Below are 16170 nucleotides of genomic sequence, written 5' to 3'. Positions count from 1 at the left end.
TTGTTACTTTTCTTTGATCCTGTAACTCTCACCCTTAATTTGATCAATATATGAGTGATGAAAAATTCTATCTAACATAGCTGATGTTGGCGCTGTATCATTCGCAAAATGTTACATTGTCATAAAAAAATCAGTTTGTTGACCTTACAACTTAAACATATCATCCATGGCTTGAAGTATGAGAAGTACAAGCACAACTAAAATGTTTATTAAGAATAACGAAATGAGCCTTCCATCCAGTATGTATTACACAAAAAATAAGTAGTCGCTATGGAGGGCATTACCCCTGGATATTTACAAGGACAAGTATACCGCGGGGAATTTATATCACCAGCCCATTATGGGAAGCCAAACCGTTGGTTAAAGCCTACTATAGATAGATGCTATGAGAGATTAAATCAGCAGGCTGCTCTTTTTTTAGCATACCCACCCACTTATCAATCCATTCGTATTTTCTTCTTACAGTAATAGGCGATTATCTAAATCAAAGTCCGACTTATGCGCCGTATCGAGTGTATTAATACGACAGCCAAAAACCATAGCGCACCGTAAAGCCCCTATTTCTATCAGTTAAGGCTAGCTGATCAACGTTACTCCAAATTAACCGACACTCATTAAGCGGTAAATGAGGCTCTCTTGGCTTATCGTCATTAGCAAAATCACTAGGGCGTAAAGCTTCAAATTCAGAATTAGATATATAACCTTGTCGCAAGAAAAATCTAAGGGCCGATCTAAGTTCAATGATCGAGTTAAACGCAAATCCTTCGCCCCTGCACGTCGCCAAGTTTTCATCATTCATGGATTTAAGCAATACTGAAAAGTGATGTTTATCTCTGATATATATTGCTCGCGCAAATCACCGTTTATACATGATGTTATCCTGTTTAATATCTCGCATCATTAAACATTAGAACTTGTACCAGTTGATACCATGGATCATGCACTGGACTTTCATTTTCTGACACTCTCTTCACGAGGTATCGCTAAAGTCTTTGCTAGATAAGTGCCTATTTTGTAGCGAACAGGTTTGTCCGTTAATGCTCTTTAACTTCGCAGCCGTTATATTCATTGGCTTTTAACTTCATTTGTGTCCCAAAGTATTAATTATAAAATGATGCTACACGGCGTGGTACGCAATTCTCACGGGTATTATTAGTTTTTATTCGGTGATAGACAGCGATAGGTGGCGTCAAGATGATGGTAAACTATTGTTTTATATTTTTTAAAAAGCATTATTTTGGGATAGAAATTAATAACGGAGATTGACTGGATTTAGTGGTTTATTAAGTTAAGTAATTGCTTAACTTCTGTTTGAAAGCCTAGCGTTTCTTTTTTGCTGCAGTCATTGTGTAAACCTCCAATCAGCAAAGTGTCTGGGTTATGTAATATATACCGGGTAAGGTTTGCTAACTTCCAGAAAAAATTTAAAAACCACTGAGGTTAATATTCACACTTAGACAATATTAACGCAAACCATGCCCTCGTTTAGATTTTATTACTATCGTGAAAAAATAGTCGTAATCTGTTAACTTAAATAATTTATAAAATAAGCGAGTAAGAACATGAGCATAAAGTTATTAGCAGCCTCACTTTTATTTAGTAGCCAAGTGATGGCGCAACAGGCAAATTACACCGATACTCCGATTGTCATTGATGGAGTCACTGACGCTGCTTGGCAACATGCAGATTGGCACGCGATGCCACATTTAATGGATGGCGTACTTCCTTCTAAAACAGATTTCAGTGGTAAATACCGGCTATTGTGGGATGAAAATTACCTTTATTTACAAGCGATTATTGTTGATGATGTCTTAATTGATTCCCATGCTAACCCTATTGATAAATATTGGGATGATGATGCACTAGAAATATTTATAGATAGCGACGCTTCGGGTGGAAACCATCAATACAATCACACTGCTTTTGCTTATCACATCGGTTTAGATAATCAGGCTGCTGATTTTGGCCCAGATAAAAAACCACACTTATACACTGATCATCTTATTAGTAATTGGAAGCGCGACCCCAAAACCCCTAACAACATTATTTGGGAGGTTGCAATTAAGCTCTACGTTGATAATTATAAGCAAGACGGCGAAAACACACCACTGACGATAACTGCTGATAAAGTAATTGGTTTTATGCTCGCATACTGTGATAACGACGGCAGCGACGTAAGAGAGCACTTTATGGGCTCCCATAAAATTGAGCCTGTTAAGGGAAGTCGTAATCTTGGCTTTATTGATGCTGATGTATTTGGTGAAGTCACTTTAGTTAGTAAAAAGCAAGATTGACATAACTCAAGAAGAGATATGCCTACGGAATATTAAAATGAGCATGGGCACTGCCCGTGCATCTGTTGGTTATTTTTTGGGTGCTGAAAGTAAATATCGCTGGCATGTAATAATAAACGCGAAGCCATCGCTTCACTTTGTGCGCTTTTATACAAATCGCAACCTAAAATAGCGTGGCCTAGCCTCAAGCTGTGTATTCGTAATTGGTGAGTACGCCCCGTATGCGGGTTATAACGTACCAAGCAGCGCTTAGGATTTTCTAAGCGCTGCAACACTTTATACTCACTGCTGGCGTGTTTTCCTTGGATATGACAAATCTTAACTTTTGGGAAAAGTTCCTTATCTTTAGCAATTGGCGCACTGAATACTCCTTCATCATCATTAAGCCATCCTTCAAGCACTGCCACGTAACTTTTTTTTACCTTACGTGCTTGAAATTGTTTATTAAGATGACTTGCCGACTCATTATTAAGCGCCACAACCATAATACCTGAGGTACCAAAATCTAACCTATGGGGGAGCTTAGCATTAACAAAAGACGGCGTTCTTCCCGCTTGCCCGTGCACCAAACGATAATGCACTGAATCCCAATTAAGCAGGTTCTTCCCTGACAAGCTAAACAGCCCACTGGGTTTATTAATAAGTAATATATCATCATCTTGATAGAGTATTTCTATAAAGTCATCACACGCAGGAGCAACAAAGTTATCGGTAATGGTAGCAGATTTAGCTTCATCGGAAGGCATGACTACCCCTTGAGGTTATAAGCTCAACACTATAAATTTTAGACTACAAAAAAGCCTGCATAAATAAGTGCAGGCTTTTAGTTAAGTTGTGGGTAAGTTTATTATTCTTGGCTAACGATACGACGACCATTAAAGGCATGTGTAAGTGTCATGCCATCCAATAAATCAAGCTCCCCACCAACCGGTATACCATGGGCAATGCGTGACGCGCCCACTTGATATTTATGGCAAAGCTGGGCAATAAAATGCGCTGTAGTTTCGCCTTCAACACTTGGGTTAGTGGCTAAAATCACTTCATTTACTGCGCCCTGCTTTAATTGACGTTCAAGCACATCAAGGCCAATTTCATTGGGCCCAATACCATCAATGGGTGATAAGTGCCCCATTAGAACAAAATATAGCCCTTTATATTGGCCTGTTTGTTCAATTGCGAGTACATCAGTTGGCGACTCAACAACACACAATAGACCACTGTCTTGGCGTTTATTGCTTAAGCAAATTTCGCATTGCGGTTGCTCACAAAAAGTACGACACGTTTGGCAATGCCCGACGGCAGTCATCGCTTTAGTCAGTGCTTGACCCAACTGCGTGCCGCCACGTCGATCGCGTTCCAGTAAGTGAAACGCAATACGCTGCGCAGATTTAGGCCCAATGCCCGGCTGACATCGTAGCGCATCAATAAGCGTAGTGAGTGAAGGTGATAATTGCATTATCTAGCTATTCAACCTTGTGTTAGAACGGCATTTTCATACCTGGTGGCAATTCCATACCGCCAGTTACTTTACTCATGCGCTCTTGTGTTTCATCTGCAACACGGCGGACTGCGTCATTACAAGCCGCTGCTAGTAAGTCTTCAATCATGTCTTTATCGTCTTCCATTAGGCTTTGATCAAGTTCAACACGACGTACATTGTGATTACCAAGCATAGTTACTTTTACAAGACCGGCACCCGCTTCACCAACAACTTCCATGCTGGCAATTTCATTTTGGGTTTTTTGCATGCGCTCTTGCATTTCCTGCGCTTGCTTCATCATATTACCCATTCCACCTTTAAACATAATTCTCTCTCTTTCTAAAATACTTAGTTGGCTTGAAGATAAGGGCTATTGTAGTGAATTACAATGCCTGAATACTGTTTTCGTCAATTTCTGCGCTAAATAATTGCTTAAACTGGATGATATTGTTGTCTGAATTAATCACATCTATCGCTTGTTGATATCGACCAGCATCAATTTTTTGCTGAATTAAAAATGGCGAATCAATGACTCCTTGAGCAAACTCAATGGTCAGCTCAACATTACGGTTGTATATTTCGCTTAGTGCAGCATCTAGCTTTTGTCTAAGTACCGGACTATCTAAATGTTTTTGCGACGAGTCAACACTAATGCGTAGTTGTAGGTCATTTTTGTTAAAAATAGAATGCAGCGCAAATTGGCGCATTCGGCCACCAAGCCCCATTCGTTTAATTAAATATGCCCATTCATCTTGTTCGTGAGCAAACTTAATACTGCTTATCGGGCTTTCAAAGTCATCAGGCACAGGTATTTGTGGTTCTGCCTCTACTTTATTCACGGTTTTTTGCGGGTTAATTTGCTCAAGTAACTCTGTCGCTAAATTCTCAGTGATAGTTTGATGTTTTTGCTTAAAATCAACTTTAGCTGTTTTATTCGCTATTGGTTTTTGTACTGCCCCTTTTTGTTGGGGTTGTAGCTTTTTTGGCGAAGGGTCCTCAGATTCAGTGCTTGCTTGAATTGACGTAGGTTCAATTTTAGCACCTGATAAAGTACCTGTACCTGATATATTTCTATCACGTAATATGCGGGCAATAGCAGATTGTGCTTGCGCCTCTTTTTGTGCAACGTCACCACCTGCAAACTGCACTGGCGAATTAGCAGGCGAAACCGTTTCGGTTTCCAAATTATGCGGTTCAGCATTTTGAGATTCAGTTTCGGACCATCCATGAAGGTTACTATCATGAGCTTGTGGCTCAGAGTCAGTTTCATTCTTTCCTGGCTGTTGCTGAAAACCTTGCTCTGTCGCTTGGCTCATCACATCATCAAATTGCGACGCAATCGTTGCTTCATCAATACTTGGCGATGATTCAGATAATGATTCATTAGCTTCGATATCAGTTTCATTGTCACTATTCGCAACGTTGTTAGCTTGATAATTATCAGCGATTTGCACATCATTTACTTGAGCATGAGCATGAGCATGAGCAATATCATGTACTTGCTGAGTATTTATAGAGACAGATTCATTACTCGTTGGCGCTTTATTTTGGTCAGCTTTATGTACATCTATGTCGTTAGATTGCGGTTTAGTTTTATTAATAATGTCGCGCAGTGAGCTTGCACGTTGTTGTTTTACTTCCACACTTTGCTGCAGACTGTTATTGTTTATGGGTGCTTGAGCAAACTGCTCGCTCGGTTCAAACGCAAGTAAACGCAGTAGCACCATTTCAAAACCAAGTCGTGGTTCTGGCGCCCAGTGTAGGTCTTTTTTTCCGTTCAATAATAACTGATAATACACTTGAATCTGCTTAGCATCACAACTTGCAGCTACCTGCTCTACAAATTCTTGATTATGTTCATCAAGCTCAGCTGCACTAGGGACTAACTGAGTAAGCTGAATAACATGTGTCAGTGCGATTAAGTCATCTAACAAGGCAGGATAGTTTGGACTTTTAGTAGCCACTGCCGCTATTTCATCAAGTAATGTTTTACCGTCTTGAGCGAGTAAAGCTGCCAACATATGCTGACTATAATGGGTATCCATTAATCCGAGCATGGCCTGCACGGCTTGATGATTAATATCGCCGTTAGTCTGTGCAATAGCTTGGTCAGTTAAGCTTAGTGCGTCACGCATACTGCCATCTGCAGATTTGGCAATAATTTGCAGCGCTTGACTGTCGTAACTCAACTTTTCTTCGTGAAGTACAAATTCAAGCTGTTGTTTAATTTCTGGTTGTGATATCGCATTTAAATTAAATTGTAGGCATCGCGATAAAATAGTGACAGGTAGTTTTTGTGGATCCGTGGTAGCGAGTAAAAATTTTACATGCTCTGGAGGCTCTTCCAACGTTTTTAATAATGCGTTAAAGCTATGCTTTGAGAGCATATGTACTTCATCAATCAAGTACACTTTGTAACGACCACGAGTTGGTGCATATTGAACGTTATCAAGGATTTCCCGAGTGTCTTCCACCTTGGTACGTGACGCCGCATCGATTTCTAATAAATCAATATAACGCCCAGCCTCAATATCAGTACAACTACTGCATTTTCCACACGGATCAGCAGAAATACCTTCATCACAATTAAGACTTTTGGCAAAAATACGCGCAATCGTGGTTTTACCTACGCCTCGGGTCCCGGTGAATAAATAAGCGTGGTGCAGTCTGTTTTGTGTCAACGCATTAATTAGCGCTTGTCTCACATGAGACTGACCGACCAATTGGTGAAAGGTCTGTGGTCGCCATTTTCTCGCTAGGACCTGATAACTCATGAATTATTCGCCTTCGAATTCAACCAACTTTAAAATATTAACGCCCATTTTTTCAATACGTTGTTCACCACCAAGCTCTGGTAATGACACAACAAATGCCGCGTCTGTGGCATTGCCACCTAACTTATTAACTAATTTAATAGTGGCTTCAATCGTACCACCTGTTGCTAATAAGTCATCAACTAATAATACTTTATCACCTTTAACTATAGCGTCGGTATGCAGTTCAAGCACGTCGTCACCATACTCCAATTGGTAATCTTGTGAGATCACTTCACGTGGTAACTTACCTGGCTTTCTTACAGGAATGAACGGGATGCCTAATGCATAGGATAATGGTGCACCAAAGATAAAACCACGAGATTCAGTGCCAATGATTTTGGTGAATCCTTGATTTTTGTAGGCATCAATAAAAGCATTAATAGTTGCCTGAAAAGCAGATGGATTTGCCATTAGAGTAGTGACATCGCGAAATAAAATACCCGCCTTTGGGTAATCCACAATAGTAGTAATGCTATCTTTAATAATTGCTGGCGTTGCTTGAGTCATAATTTGAACTGCTCAAATAGTTAATATTACAAAGCAGGTAATTATAACACTAGATAAATCGGTTGTCGGTAAGAAGTTATTAAAATTAGTAATATACCCAAGGAACTGCCATTGTTGCAAAGTAACTTCTCGATAATAAGCCTCTGTGAAGCGCTAAATTCTGCATTTTAAGGTGACTCGGGTATATTAGGTCGCAACAACAACCTATCAATTTACATAAAGCAAATTAAGATAAAGTGGTGATCCAACCTAAAATAGCATTGAGACAACCTATACCAACAAAAACCGCTAAAAAAGCGATGAAGTACATAACGTTAAACGGATCTTTAAAATCTTTATCATCTGACATTTTTACTACCTTTTATTAAGCACGATAATTCGCCGCATATAATAGACGATGTCAGGCTATGTATAAAGGTTTTAAGCTTGATTTTTGTCACTCTTACACCACGTTCGGCCATTGCTGTTAGGATAACTAATGTACCTTGTTGTAATTATTCATCAGTAAACTGAGGTGCATGTTGCGCTACCTGAAACACACTTCATTAAGAGTAAAATCATCGGCGTTTCAATAATCCCCAATAATAAAGCTTTCATGCCACTAGGGGTTAGAAATTGTATCTTATCGCCATTATCACGATATATTATAAAGTAACTAGATTGCTCTGATGGTGCGTCAGCTGCACGGTAAATTGATAACTTAAGTTACGTGGTATTTGCTAAATAGAGCCATTGTGAAGTGATTGCGATAAGGCTTATAGGCAATTCATTTTCAGTCATTTCCTGACCCGGAGCTGTGTAGTAAGATACATTTTCAATCACTGAAGATCTTTTGCTGTATACGCGATACATCATGGACGACAACCTCTTTAGTAATGGTTTTTTTATGTGTTTTTATTACTACTGCGGACTATTAGTATAAAGGCCTCACGGCACTAACTAATTTACTATACTAAATCACAAAATAAGCTGATTAGCTGCGCTTTGTGTCGTTTTTCTCTTCGGCGCATTGCACTCCCTTCACTTAACTTCTGTAGCGTCAACTTGATACTCAGTACCATTTATGGAACTAAAATGGGCTAACTTGTGCATTTTTTGCTGTAAAGCATGCTGTACCGATAACAACTGCTCTTAATATCAATGCGGTTGAATTATCTTTAACTATGTTTATTTTAATCACTCTCAGTAAACAACTAGCCTTAACTAAAACAGTATATTTCACGAATTTTAAAATAAATTTCTTTATCGTAAATTAACTATGGTTGTTAAAGCCAATTAACGAGAAGAAATACATTTAATGACCAAAGGTGCTTACTTGAGATAACAGTATTATCAGAGTAAACTACGCGCCCTTTCCAGTCTTTAATTGAGCCTTGTTGATGAAATTAGTGTTAGCGCCGATGGAAGGTGTTGTCGATTTTAAAATGCGCCAATTACTTACTGATATCGGTGGCTTTGATTTATGTGTTACCGAGTTTGTCCGGGTTGTGGATTTATGTTTACCTGAGCGAGTATTTTACCGCTACTGTCCCGAACTCCATAACAATGGTTTCACTCGTTCAGGCACACCTGTAAGGATTCAGTTACTAGGTCAAATCCCTAACGTGCTGGCTGAGAATGCAGTAAAGGCCATAAAACTTGGTTCCCATGGCATTGATTTAAACTTTGGCTGCCCTGCCAAAACAGTTAACCGAAGTAAAGGCGGTGCTGTGCTGTTAAAAGATCCCGAGCACATGTACCAAATAATAAAAACTGTTCGTGATGCAGTGGCTGACGAGCATAATGTCAGTGCTAAAATCCGCTTAGGCTTTGATGATGATAGCAACAGCCAAGAAATTTTTGATGCCGTTGTCAGTGCTGGGGCTTCAAGTATTGCTATTCATGCTCGTACTAAACGAGATGGTTATAACCCTCCTGCATACTGGGAAAAGATCCCACCTCTAATTAAAGATAAAGATATTTCCGTCATCGCCAATGGCGAAATTTGGCAAGTGAACGATGCTCTACTGTGTCAAAAGCGAAGCGGCTGCAGCGATTTAATGCTGGGTCGCGGAGCGTTATCGCATCCTGACTTAGCTAAAAAAATTAAGGCGCATATCAACAATGAAGACTACCAAGCGTTGCAATGGGAACATATTTTATATCATATAATTCACTCTTCAATGCATCACGATCCAAGTAAAGACGAAAAGTATTTTGCTTCTCGTACAAAGCAATGGCTAGGCTATTTAAAACGGCAATATCCGCAAGCAGACACGCTTTTTGATGAAATAAGGCGTCTTAAAAGCAAAAAAGACGTTGCAAGCGTTTTAAAAATATATGCCAAAGCCCCTATTCTTTGATGCAAGTCATGGTGACAAACCAGCAACTGATAAATAATCCCTCCTCAACAGCGATGAGGGTTCACCATGTTAAATCACACTAATCATTACCACCTGCAAGTTTGCAATGAGCTTACGAGCATAAGGTGTCAACTACTGAAAAGATTGCATACATCGTCAGAGACAGCTCACCACACGATATTAGCACTCATACACGATGCCGAACCTTCACTTTGGATTGAATTACTCGCTAATAAAGTTGGCCCGGAATACCAACCACTTATTGCCCGGTTAAATACTCTGGAAGCAGCATTGAGTCAGATTGAAATTGGCCAGTATGGATACTGTTGTGATTGCGAAGAAAAAATAGATGAGCAAACCCTCAATCTCGATCCCGCTGCGCAGCGTTGCCAATGCTGCCAACGGTAATCTTGCTAATTAAAACCTCAGTTTAATACTAATTAACCTGAGATCTGCTTAAGCGATAACTAATGCATTGCGCTCTACATCAGTTAAATTAAGGTGTGGTTTATTTTCTTTCAAGCAATAAGCCACCAATCCAGCGACTAAATTTAACATAAAGCCGTTCATACTCCGATGCCTCGAATGTTCAATGAAGGATATATTCTTGAGTTGGTCATTAATTGTTTCAATTATAAAGCGCTTTGAAAGCATCGCTCTATCCCATAGTGACATCGCTTTTGCCTTCATGTTTTTGCGAGCCGTCGTAATGAGCTTTACCCCTTTATCGAGTAAATCGGCTTCTAAAGCTTTACTTAAATACCCTTTGTCACCATATAATTTATCCGTCAGACAGCTCGCTAATTCACGCACTGGCTGTGTATCATGCACATTACCTGTTGTCACCTTTGCAGCAACAATTTCACCGTGATGATTAACAATTAAATGCAACTTGAAGCCATAAAACCAACCCATTGTTCCTTTGCCTCGCTGGGCTATTCCATCAAAGGTTTTGTGCCTGGGAATACGAATGTTATGGCATACCTTAATACATGTAGAATCAATGAATTCAACACCTGTAGGCTTTCCTTTAAGCGAAGTGAAATAGGCGCACATCGGCACAAGTACCCTCGGCATAACGGCTAAAAATCGGGTATAACTGAGCAAGTTAGGAAATTCACTTTTGTACATAAGTGAAACATAACCAAGATAGTAATTTTTAAAATCACGGTGATGCGACATATGGAAACTGATGACAATAGTCATAATTTCACTGGTCGTCATACGTCCTGCTCGCTGACGTTTTTGGGTACCATCTTCGAGTAATTGTTGTTCCCATTGAGGTATAAATACTTTGCAAAAATCATCGACATCGCAAAACAATTCAACTAATTTAATCATGCCTGTTCCTTGTCTATCCAATCGTTCTTGGTCGAAAGATCGGATCTCGGAACAGGCATTTAGTTCAATTTCTTAAACGAGATTCAGGTTAATTAAGGTTTAATCGCTAGTACTGATGTATCTTGCAAAAATAAAACTAAACCCCGGGTAAAACACAATATCTTCAAGTAAATAATTAGCAGTATTATCGTCAGTACTTAATCTTTTTTTAAGATTTAATAATGCTTGAGACTTACTCCAATGATGGTAATGGACACCAATGTCAGTTTCCATTAGTGTCAGCCAAAACTGTTGCTCTGCTGCTGATAAAGCACTTTGTTGAGCTTGGGCGCGCAGATTAAAATAACCTTGCTGCCAATCAAAGCCTGGTAAAGTATTTTTAGTTGCTAATAACTTCTCTGCAACAGACTCCGCATGACTTCGCTTAAATGAATAATCTAGTTGACTTGCCGGCATTTTTTTAAGCTTTGCTTGTATAGCAGTTAGCCACTCTAACGGCGCTAAAGTTTGCCCAGAAAAATAATTTAATTTACTTTGATGCCACGAATTACCATTCGTAAGTCCATTCAAGCCAATACTGCCACGCGGCGAGTAATTAGCTAAATAATCATTAAATTTAGTAAGGGCTTGTTGTAATTTTGGCATCTTATTTGTTGATGGTAACAGCTCTTCTAGCTGAGATTTTATTGCCGCCAGCTCTAATCTATTAAGTTTTAAACCGCTTTTACGCGCTTCAACAAGCTGCTTTTGTGCAAAGTCCAGCCATGCTATTTGTTGTGATTCTAATGCGTGACTAAGCATGCTATTTTTTATAACTGACACATAAGCCGGCCAAGCAAAGAAACGCTCCGGGAACCGCTCCGCAATAATTAAATAATTTAGTTCTTGTTGCTGATCAGGTGTTAAATCTAACAAATTTATTTTTTTATATACTAAATGACGCCGCTCAAGATACGCTGCTGTAAAAGGCCAATACTGCACTTTAATTTCAGTTTGCGGGTGTAAGGCCTGATTGAGTGAATAAAGCGCTTTAAACGCATCAGCTTTAGATGAGAAAGGTACATCTGAACCACCACAAGCTACCAATGTACTGATCCATAAAAAAATTAATAACAGTGATTTTTTCATTCATTTACTTCCATAAAAAAAAGCCCCATAGGGGCTTTTTTATAAACTAAAACAATTAGCTATTAAATCTTAACACCGTTGCGAGCGGCTTTATCTTTAATAAATACAGACCAGCTTTTCGCAAACTTGCGTGTGCGAGGATCGTCCATAGCTTTAGTAATAGCAGCATAAGCTTGCTTGTACTTTTCTTGATAGTAGAAAGCTTCAGCTAAATCAGAATAGATAGTTCCTTTTTTATCAGATCCTAACTCCAATGCTTTGTTTAAACGTAGAACCGCTTCATTATACTTTTGAGAACCCAAAAGTAGTGAACCTGCTTTACGATAAAGCTCTGCATCGTCATCAAACTTAGCTGCTTCTTCATAATACTTAGCCGCTTTAAGCACATCTTTCGAACGGTGGTAATTTGATGCCACTGCTCTCACATTTTGCTTATTACGTTCAACTTTATCTTCATCCATCGCCTTTTCAAGCACAACTGCTGCTTTGTAAGGGATTTCATTTAAAGAATAAAAGTTAGAAAGTACTTTGTACTCTACTTCATTCTCAAGGTAGCCATTATTATAAGCAACTCGCATAGTAGCGAGACCTTGTGAATAATCCTCAGTTTGTAAGTAAAACTTACCAAGGGTTACCCATGCTTTTTGATCTTCTGGCCACTGACGAACAACCTCTTCAGCTACTTCAACCATATTTTGATATTGTTTAAGTTCAAAATAGGCGCCAACTTTCAACTGGTAAGGACCTTTACTCGGTTCTTCTGCCAGTGCAATAGCTTTGTCGGCAGGCTCGGCTACGTCCTCAAACTGTTTTAACTGGAAATTAGCTTGCGCTATTCGAGTATAAACAGTGGCGTCTTCTTCACCTGTGAAGTCCATCCAAGCTAAATAAGCTTTTTTAGCTTCCGTGTATTGTTCAGTACCAGCGTACAAATCACCTAATGTTTTTAACGCTTGCTGATGATCGTTAAAGTTTAAAATATCAGGAGCTACAGCTAGCTTTAAGTGTTTAATAGCAAGTTGGTATTGCTCTTTTTGACCATACATACTACCGAGATAACGGTTTACTGTTGCTTTATCAAACTCATCCGAAGGGTCAAGTTCTTGTAATATAGCAAGTGCACCATCAATGTCATCTTCGCCGTACAGGTCAAACGCTTTAATAACCTTTTTACCAACGCGCTCACCCATTACTTTGGTTTTTGCATTCTTTCTCGCTTCAACTTTAGCGGGATCGGCAGCAGCCAAAGCAGGTGCTGTTACAACAGCACCCGAAAAAGACATAACTAGAGCAAGTGCTGTTACTTTAGATAAATTTCTCATTACTTGCCTCCTTAGTTGCCTTGGTTAAGTTTAAAGTCTAACTGTACTTGTAAACCAGTTTGTACTTGCGCTACACCGTCAATAATTTTAGGACGATATTTCCACTTACGCAATGCACGTTTAGCTTCTCTATCAAATATGCGTTTAGGTTCAGCGTCAATAACTTCAACGTCTGTAACTCCACCCAGTTTATCGATAGAAAACGAAAGTTGTACCCAACCTTCTTTACCATCACGTGCTGCTTGTGTTGGATATTTTGGTTCAATACGAACGATAGGTGTCGCATCACCATCACGTCCAAATGCACCTGGACCACTTAGGCCACCGGATGAACTCCCCACATCGATGCTACCCATATTAAATGACATAGCTCCCGGATTAGGGTTATTATTTTCCGGCTGAGGCGGCTGCGGTTTAGGCGGCTGCTTAGGCGGTGGTGGAGGCGGAGGCGGAACACGCTTCCTCTCCTGCACCTTAGATTCAGGCGGATTCGTCATAATTTCGACTACAATTTGCTCTTTTTGTTCAGTCGCACGGTCAGCTCCACCGGAGATGAGGTACGCCATAAAGTAGAACAAGCCGAAAGTAACTGCCCCACCTGCAATCAGTGAAAACAGAAAACGAATCATTACTGATCTCCAGCTATTGAAATTCTCAGGTTATCACCTGTTGCTTTTATCTGGTCCATAACTTTAACCACTGTGCCATGTTTTGCTTCTTTATCAGCCTGCAAAATTACAACTTCAGTAGGTTGTTCTGCTAATAAACTCTCAATTTTTGCTGAAATACGTTCAACATCAATTTGCTGTTTATCAATCCAGATTGCACCATCACTACGTATAGCAACAAAAATGTTAGCATTTTTTTGCTTTGTAGCTTGGGCTGCTTTTGGTTTATTAACCTCTATACCAGCCTCTTTAACGAACGATGTTGTTACGATAAAGAAAATAAGCATGATAAATACGATGTCAAGCATTGGCGTCATATCAACCGCTGCTTCTTCTTCTTCACGAAAACGTTGTTTACGTGCCATATTTAATTCTCTCTCTAGTGATGAGGCATGCTATCTATAAGTTTGGCTTTCACCACTCTCGCTCTTGCCTCAAGGCGTGAGCTAAAGAAAACTCCAGATAGTGCCGCAACCATTCCAGCCATTGTTGGGATTGTTGCCATTGAAATACCAGATGCCATTAAACGCGCATTACCTGTACCCTGTGTCGCCATAGTCTCGAATACTGAGATCATGCCGGTAACGGTACCGAGTAAGCCTATTAATGGACAAATAGCCACTAATGTTTTAATCAACAACATACGCTGATCTAATTTTTCAGACGCTTCAGAAATCCATGCTTCACGGATTCTGTGTGCGTACCAAGACGTAGTGTCTTGGCGGGCATCCCACTTTCCTACAATTTCCTTCGATACACGAGGAAATTCAGAAAGTAGGAACCAATAGCGCTCAATCATTAATACCCACATAAGAAAGAGTGCTATCGCGACCACGTATAAAACCTGGCCGCCTGTGCCAACAAAATCCCTGACAGATTCCCATAACTCCATCAGGACTAGCATTAGGCTTTCTCCTTCTCCGCGTGAGACGCGATGATACCAGCACTTTGCTCATCAAGGATGTGTAATACCGACTTACTACGACCTGCAACAATTGAGTGAAGTAGAATAAGTGGTAATGCTGCAATTAGACCTAGCGCTGTAGTTACAAGAGCTAGAGAGATATTACCAGCCATAATCTTCGGATCGCCTGTACCGAACAATGTGATTGTTTGGAATGTTAAGATCATACCGATAACAGTACCTAGTAGACCAAGTAATGGTGCGATAGCAGCCAAGATCTTGATAATGTTGATACCCGCTTCGATGCGTGGCGTTTCACGTAGAATCGCTTCATCAAGTTTAAGCTCAAGATTTTCAACATCTTGGTTTTTGTTATCAGTGTACACTTTAAGAACACGACCCAGTGGATTATTTGAATTCGGAGCAGATAGGTTTTTAAGCTGGCTCTTAATTTTACCCGTAGTCATGGTTAAATCAACGAAACGAATTAAGAAGATTAATAGGCCAACGATTAGCAATGCTGTGATGATGTAACCAACTTCCGCACCTTGCTTATAGTATTCCATAAGCGATTTTTTCTGCGTATTGATGCGTAATATAGCACCACGAGTTGGATCCACATAAACACCTGCATAGTTATCAGAAGACGTACCTTCTAAATCACTAATACCGTCTAGGATATAGCTATCTGGCTGTTTACCTAAAGGTTGAATCGATTTAGTTTCTGGTGAATAAATTAAGTAACCTTCATCTGTAACTAAGTTGAAGTTACCAATACGTGTTACTTCCTTCATTGAAGAATTGCCGTCAAGACCAGCAACTTCAGTTTCAAATGTAGAAACTTTAGCTGACTCAGTCATTTCAGTTTGTAATGCAATCCAAAGCTCTTCAAGTTCACGTACTGTTGGAAGCTCTTTTGCTGCCGCTAGTGAACGTAAAACTTCAGCACGACCTGGCTTTTCAGCAGAAACAAGTGATGCTTCAATTGAACCAATTGCATCAGCTGCTGCACGACGTACAACACCAAACATCTCACCTAACGTACCTTGAGCGTTTTGAAGAGCTTGCTCTTTTTCCGCTAAAGTATTTTCGTTTTGTGCATATTCTTTACTTAAACGATCACCACGTGCTTTTTCATCAGCTAATTGGCTTTTCGCTTTATTAAGTAACGCTTGCTTATCAGCACGAGCTGAAAGGAATTCTTGCTCACGTTGCTTATTAATTTTACCTTCAGAGATACGTTCTTGCTTTACTTGCTCAAGAATTTTGTCTAAAGCATCAGTATTTGCATGTGCGTTAAGCGCGGTACCTGCAGAAACAGAGAGTACTGCTGCAACAGCAAAACCTTTAAATAGTTTCTTCATTATT

The 16170-nt window shown here is 39.7% G+C and carries 17 protein-coding genes and 1 pseudogene; 2 read left to right on the top strand and 16 right to left on the bottom strand.

The window, feature by feature from the left end:
- Window positions 1-3 precede the first annotated feature (3 nt).
- Window positions 4-90, bottom strand: a pseudogene (locus ACT3S9_RS05500) (ATP-binding protein); the annotation flags it as partial.
- A gap of 427 nt (window positions 91-517) precedes the next feature.
- Window positions 518-712, bottom strand: coding sequence for a hypothetical protein (locus tag ACT3S9_RS05495; RefSeq protein ID WP_444511362.1), 195 nt, complete (start codon window positions 710-712; stop codon window positions 518-520).
- A gap of 850 nt (window positions 713-1562) precedes the next feature.
- Here ACT3S9_RS05495 and ACT3S9_RS05490 point away from each other — a divergent pair.
- Window positions 1563-2294 carry a CBM9 family sugar-binding protein gene (locus ACT3S9_RS05490; protein WP_441835896.1) on the top strand — a complete coding sequence of 244 codons (732 nt, stop codon included), beginning with the start codon at window positions 1563-1565 and terminating at the stop codon, window positions 2292-2294.
- A gap of 32 nt (window positions 2295-2326) precedes the next feature.
- On the opposite strand, the gene ACT3S9_RS05485 is transcribed toward ACT3S9_RS05490, so the two are convergent.
- The 7 genes from ACT3S9_RS05485 to ACT3S9_RS05455 all read right to left on the bottom strand — a co-directional run bounded on the left by ACT3S9_RS05485 (window position 2327) and on the right by ACT3S9_RS05455 (window position 7952).
- Window positions 2327-3040, bottom strand: coding sequence for an RluA family pseudouridine synthase (locus ACT3S9_RS05485; RefSeq protein ID WP_441835895.1), 714 nt, complete (start codon window positions 3038-3040; stop codon window positions 2327-2329).
- 101 nt (window positions 3041-3141) lie between these two features.
- Window positions 3142-3750, bottom strand: coding sequence for a recombination mediator RecR (gene recR, locus ACT3S9_RS05480; RefSeq protein WP_441836439.1), 609 nt, complete (start codon window positions 3748-3750; stop codon window positions 3142-3144).
- A gap of 22 nt (window positions 3751-3772) precedes the next feature.
- Window positions 3773-4099, bottom strand: a complete 327-nt coding sequence (locus ACT3S9_RS05475; RefSeq protein WP_441836440.1) for a YbaB/EbfC family nucleoid-associated protein — start codon at window positions 4097-4099, stop codon at window positions 3773-3775.
- Between the two features lie 58 nt (window positions 4100-4157).
- Complete coding sequence (gene dnaX, locus ACT3S9_RS05470) at window positions 4158-6548, bottom strand: DNA polymerase III subunit gamma/tau (RefSeq protein ID WP_441836441.1); 2391 nt, start codon at window positions 6546-6548, stop codon at window positions 4158-4160.
- A 3-nt stretch (window positions 6549-6551) separates the two neighbouring features.
- The gene (gene apt / locus ACT3S9_RS05465; RefSeq protein WP_441836442.1) at window positions 6552-7097 is read right to left on the bottom strand and encodes an adenine phosphoribosyltransferase; all 546 of its coding nucleotides are present in this window, start codon (window positions 7095-7097) and stop codon (window positions 6552-6554) included.
- Between the two features lie 226 nt (window positions 7098-7323).
- Complete coding sequence (locus tag ACT3S9_RS05460) at window positions 7324-7446, bottom strand: hypothetical protein (RefSeq protein ID WP_441836443.1); 123 nt, start codon at window positions 7444-7446, stop codon at window positions 7324-7326.
- A 356-nt stretch (window positions 7447-7802) separates the two neighbouring features.
- A complete protein-coding gene (locus ACT3S9_RS05455; protein ID WP_444511361.1) occupies window positions 7803-7952 on the bottom strand; it encodes a hypothetical protein in 150 nt (49 codons plus the stop codon).
- A 524-nt stretch (window positions 7953-8476) separates the two neighbouring features.
- Between ACT3S9_RS05455 and ACT3S9_RS05450 the strand changes: the two genes are divergently transcribed.
- On the top strand, window positions 8477-9439 hold the full coding sequence (locus tag ACT3S9_RS05450) for a tRNA-dihydrouridine synthase (protein WP_441836444.1): 963 nt from the start codon (window positions 8477-8479) through the stop codon (window positions 9437-9439).
- 456 nt (window positions 9440-9895) lie between these two features.
- Here ACT3S9_RS05450 and ACT3S9_RS05445 read toward each other — a convergent pair whose 3' ends face one another.
- From ACT3S9_RS05445 to ACT3S9_RS05415, 7 genes are all read right to left on the bottom strand, one after another.
- Window positions 9896-10780 carry an IS982 family transposase gene (locus ACT3S9_RS05445; RefSeq protein ID WP_444750803.1) on the bottom strand — a complete coding sequence of 295 codons (885 nt, stop codon included), beginning with the start codon at window positions 10778-10780 and terminating at the stop codon, window positions 9896-9898.
- A gap of 99 nt (window positions 10781-10879) precedes the next feature.
- Window positions 10880-11908, bottom strand: a complete 1029-nt coding sequence (locus tag ACT3S9_RS05440; protein WP_441836015.1) for a hypothetical protein — start codon at window positions 11906-11908, stop codon at window positions 10880-10882.
- A gap of 62 nt (window positions 11909-11970) precedes the next feature.
- A complete protein-coding gene (locus tag ACT3S9_RS05435) occupies window positions 11971-13230 on the bottom strand; it encodes a hypothetical protein (RefSeq protein ID WP_441836014.1) in 1260 nt (419 codons plus the stop codon).
- A gap of 11 nt (window positions 13231-13241) precedes the next feature.
- Window positions 13242-13859, bottom strand: coding sequence for an energy transducer TonB (locus tag ACT3S9_RS05430; RefSeq protein WP_441836013.1), 618 nt, complete (start codon window positions 13857-13859; stop codon window positions 13242-13244).
- Window positions 13859-14263 (bottom strand): ExbD/TolR family protein, encoded by a 405-nt coding sequence (locus tag ACT3S9_RS05425; protein ID WP_441836012.1) that lies wholly within the window; start codon window positions 14261-14263, stop codon window positions 13859-13861. The genes ACT3S9_RS05430 and ACT3S9_RS05425 overlap by 1 nt, the downstream gene beginning before the upstream one ends.
- Before the next feature lie 14 nt (window positions 14264-14277).
- Window positions 14278-14802 (bottom strand): MotA/TolQ/ExbB proton channel family protein, encoded by a 525-nt coding sequence (locus tag ACT3S9_RS05420; protein ID WP_441833655.1) that lies wholly within the window; start codon window positions 14800-14802, stop codon window positions 14278-14280.
- Complete coding sequence (locus tag ACT3S9_RS05415) at window positions 14802-16166, bottom strand: MotA/TolQ/ExbB proton channel family protein (RefSeq protein WP_441833656.1); 1365 nt, start codon at window positions 16164-16166, stop codon at window positions 14802-14804. Before ACT3S9_RS05415 ends, ACT3S9_RS05420 begins: the two co-directional genes overlap by 1 nt.
- Window positions 16167-16170: the final 4 nt, after the last annotated feature.

Source organism: Pseudoalteromonas sp. AOP31-A2-14 (assembly GCF_052378035.1).
Taxonomy (GTDB): domain Bacteria; phylum Pseudomonadota; class Gammaproteobacteria; order Enterobacterales; family Alteromonadaceae; genus Pseudoalteromonas.
This window is presented reverse-complemented; position numbering and strand designations above follow the sequence as displayed.